The organism is Caproiciproducens sp. MSJ-32, assembly GCF_018918055.1.
Classification (GTDB): Bacteria; Bacillota; Clostridia; order Clostridiales; family Clostridiaceae; genus Clostridium.
The window spans coordinates 1-3,328 of the sequence record NZ_JAHLPS010000025.1 but is presented as its reverse complement, the minus strand read 5'-3'; the positions used below and the strand labels follow the sequence as shown (position 1 = coordinate 3,328).

The following is a 3,328-nucleotide window of genomic DNA, read 5'->3' as shown; positions in this document are numbered from 1 at the left end:
TACCTTCTTTAAGCAATGCATAAATTTCCCCACGCTCATATAGCTTTAGGTGTTTAAAAGAACGTATAGGTGTGTTATAATCAGTATCATGAACCATAGTGAAAACCTCCTGTATGTTTATACTCAACACCTATATCATACATGATTTTCACTATGGTTTTAATATTTTTTTATCTGTTGCATTTAATTTTACAATGAACCTTTTTAGTTTTATCGCAAATTATTATTGACAATAGTGATAAAATAAAAACTAGCTATAGTCAATAATTTTAAAATAATTATTAAATAGTTTTAAAAGGTGGTAAAAGTATGATAATCAAGGACAAAGAAGGAATTTATGAATTAAAGGTAGACTTAGACAGAAAGGTTGTTACTGAAACTTATGAAAAGAAATTATTCACTAAGGAAGCAGTAACAAGAATGGCAGAAGATTACAGAAACAAGATTTTTCCATTATTTAAAGGTAAAAATGGGCTAAATTATGTGATATGAGAAATTATATGATGACTCAAAATGTTCCAGAAGCTCAAGAATTTGTTGGAGAATGTTATCGTAATGGTATGGACAAGGCTGCTATAGTAGTTGCAACGAAAGTTCTTGAAATGCAAATGAATAGGGTTGGAGAAGCTCAAGCATTTAAGCCAGTTGCATTTACTGACCCAGTAGAAGCAGATAATTACCTTAAATCAGCAGGATATTAAAGTAGTTCAAGAACACCTTCTTAGGTGTTCTATCTTTTTAATAAGGAAAAATAGAACAAATGCAAAATTAATTAGGGAAGATCATTTAATATGAGAATAGCTGACGCAATAATTAAGGTTTTGGAAAACAATGATGTTAAACATGTTTTTGGTATACCTGCGAGTACTTTTGGAGTTATTCTTGATGCTCTTAATGACAGCAAGATTGAATATATAATTACAAAGAATGAAGCAGGAGCAACTTATTCAGCCTCAAAATATGCTGATCTATCAAATAAGTTAGGAGTATGCATGTTAGCAGGTGGAGTAGGAGTAAATAATGCAATAAATGGTATGGCAGATGCACAAAGAAATAAGGTTCCTATGCTTGTAATAAATGGTGATGTAAGATTATCATATATGGGTAAGGGAGCTTTACAAGAATTTAATAATGCTAAAATAGTAGAAAGCTTTGCAAAATATTCTGTAAATGTAGAAAGAGAAGAAGATGTTATACCAGAACTTCAAAAAGCTATAAAAATAGCTCTTACACCTCCTTGTGGAGTTACTCTTGTATCAATTCCTTATGACCTTCAAATGCCAGAATTTAAAGGAGAATTAGAGTTTAATAATATAATTGAAAAACCAGTAAATGATGATAAAGCTTTAGAATTAGCTGTTGAAGAAATAGAAAAGGCTAAAAAGGGGTTAATATTCATTGGTAGAGGTACAAGAGGATTATCTAAGGAGATAAAAGAATTAAGTGAAAAACTTGGCTGGGGAATAATTTCAACTCCAAATGCGAAGGGGATAGTAAATTCAGATTTTCCTTATTATATAGGAAATTATGGTTTCTGTTCTTCTGATGGAGCTATAGAATATGTTGAGAATGAAGATCTTGATTGTATTTTAATATTAGGAACATCCCTTGGTCAAAGTGCAACAAGAGATTATAATGATGTTCTTGTAAGAGGAAGAAAGGTTATAAGAATAGATTGGGATACTAAAGAGTTTAATAGGGTATTTAAGGAAGATGTATCTGTATGCTATGATTTAAAAGATGCAATTAAAATTTTAAATAAAGAAGTATCTAAGAAGAATAATTCTTTTGTTAAGCCAGAGATGAACAAGCCATATGTTAAAAATCATACAGGAATTTCCTTAAGAAGACTATATGAGATGTTACCTAATATATTCCCTAAAGATACTTGTGTTATTGTAGACGTAGGAGATTTCTTTAACTATATCTTTAAGTATATGCCTATAAGAGAAGATATGGATTTCCAAGGAAGTGTTAATTATGCTTGTATGGGTGCAGGAGTAGCAGGTGCTTTAGGATCATACCTTGCAGATAAGAAAAGACCTTACGCTGTATTTGTTGGTGATGGAGGCTTCTACATGAATGGTATGGATATATTAACAGCTAAAGAATATAATATGCCAATTATGTATTTTGTAATCAATAATTCTATGTATGGTTTAGTTAAAAATGGTATGAAGGCTATTTTTGGCAGAGAGTTTGAGAGAAAGGTTGAGTTTGATAAAATTAGTATAGCTTCTCTTGCTGAGGCAATGGGAATAGAGGCTGTTCAAATAACAGACTTATCACAAGTAGAGAGCTTAGAAGATCTTATGAAGGATAGAACATCTCCATTACTTGTTGAAATTGTTACAGACGGAACAGAAATCTTTATTGATACTGATAGATTAAAGAAAGTTAAATAAAAAAGTGGAGGGAGTATAATGAAGGTTTTTAATGATTTAAGAGAAAAACTGAAAGAAATAATTGAAATAGACGAGCTTGCCTACTTAACAGTAAAGGACGAAGCAGAAGCAGAAGATAAATATCCTACACAATATGAAAATGTACATGCACATTCCTCAAAGCAAGTTTATGAATTCATTTCATGGATCAAGGAACAGGATTTTTATGATAATACTACTATTGTTTTAGTTGGAGATCATAATAGTATGCAAGAGGCAGAATACTTTGAGTCAAGAATAGTTCCTGAAAAATATGAGAGAGTTACTTATAATGCTTTTATAAATTCAGTAATCGAACCAGTAAAAGAAAAAAATAGAAGTTTTTCAAACTATGATATTTTTCCAAGTATTTTAGCAAGTATGGGAGTTGAAATTGAAGGAGATAAATTAGGGTTGGGAACTAATTTATTTTCTGAAGAGCAAACATTACTTGAGAGATATGGAATAGACTATGTTGATGCAGAGTTAAGAAAGAATTCGGATTTCTATAATTATAAATTATTAGGTGATGATTACGAAAAATTAATAAATTCTCAAAAACAATAAAATATAATAGTATTAAATTATTTTATATGAAGGTGATTTTATGAAATATTATTGTCCAGAATGTAAAAAAGAAGTAGAAGTTATAAAGGGCTGCGGAGCTGTTAATTATTTCTGTAATAATTGCAAAAAACTTATTTCTAGTAAAGCAGTAATAACTAAAGAAGATGATAATAAATAGTATTTTCAAAAAGAAGATTGGTTACAATCTTCTTTTTTTATGTGCGCCCGGCATGGGCGTAATCTTGTCGGTGAAAGTCCGATACGGGGGTTGATAGTGCCAACCGTTAGCCTAAGACAAGGGTGTCCACCGCGAGGTGGAATCTGAAGGAAGTCGGCGG

General features: G+C 30.9%; 5 protein-coding genes. All 5 read left to right on the top strand.

Annotated elements, in window-relative coordinates; genetic code table 11:
- The first annotated feature begins 309 nt into the window (after positions 1-309).
- Positions 310-492, top strand: a complete 183-nt coding sequence (locus tag KQI16_RS03010; RefSeq protein ID WP_216432122.1) for a hypothetical protein — start codon at positions 310-312, stop codon at positions 490-492.
- Positions 493-500: 8 nt separating this feature from the next.
- Entirely contained in the window at positions 501-701 is a 201-nt protein-coding gene (locus KQI16_RS03005) for a hypothetical protein (RefSeq protein ID WP_216432120.1), read from the top strand.
- A gap of 90 nt (positions 702-791) precedes the next feature.
- A complete protein-coding gene (locus KQI16_RS03000) occupies positions 792-2,405 on the top strand; it encodes a thiamine pyrophosphate-binding protein (protein WP_216432118.1) in 1,614 nt (537 codons plus the stop codon).
- 18 nt (positions 2,406-2,423) lie between these two features.
- Positions 2,424-2,990 (top strand): hypothetical protein, encoded by a 567-nt coding sequence (locus KQI16_RS02995; protein ID WP_216432117.1) that lies wholly within the window; start codon positions 2,424-2,426, stop codon positions 2,988-2,990.
- A 40-nt stretch (positions 2,991-3,030) separates the two neighbouring features.
- Positions 3,031-3,168 carry a YfgJ family double zinc ribbon protein gene (locus tag KQI16_RS02990; RefSeq protein ID WP_216432116.1) on the top strand — a complete coding sequence of 46 codons (138 nt, stop codon included), beginning with the start codon at positions 3,031-3,033 and terminating at the stop codon, positions 3,166-3,168.
- The last annotated feature ends 160 nt before the right edge of the window (positions 3,169-3,328 follow it).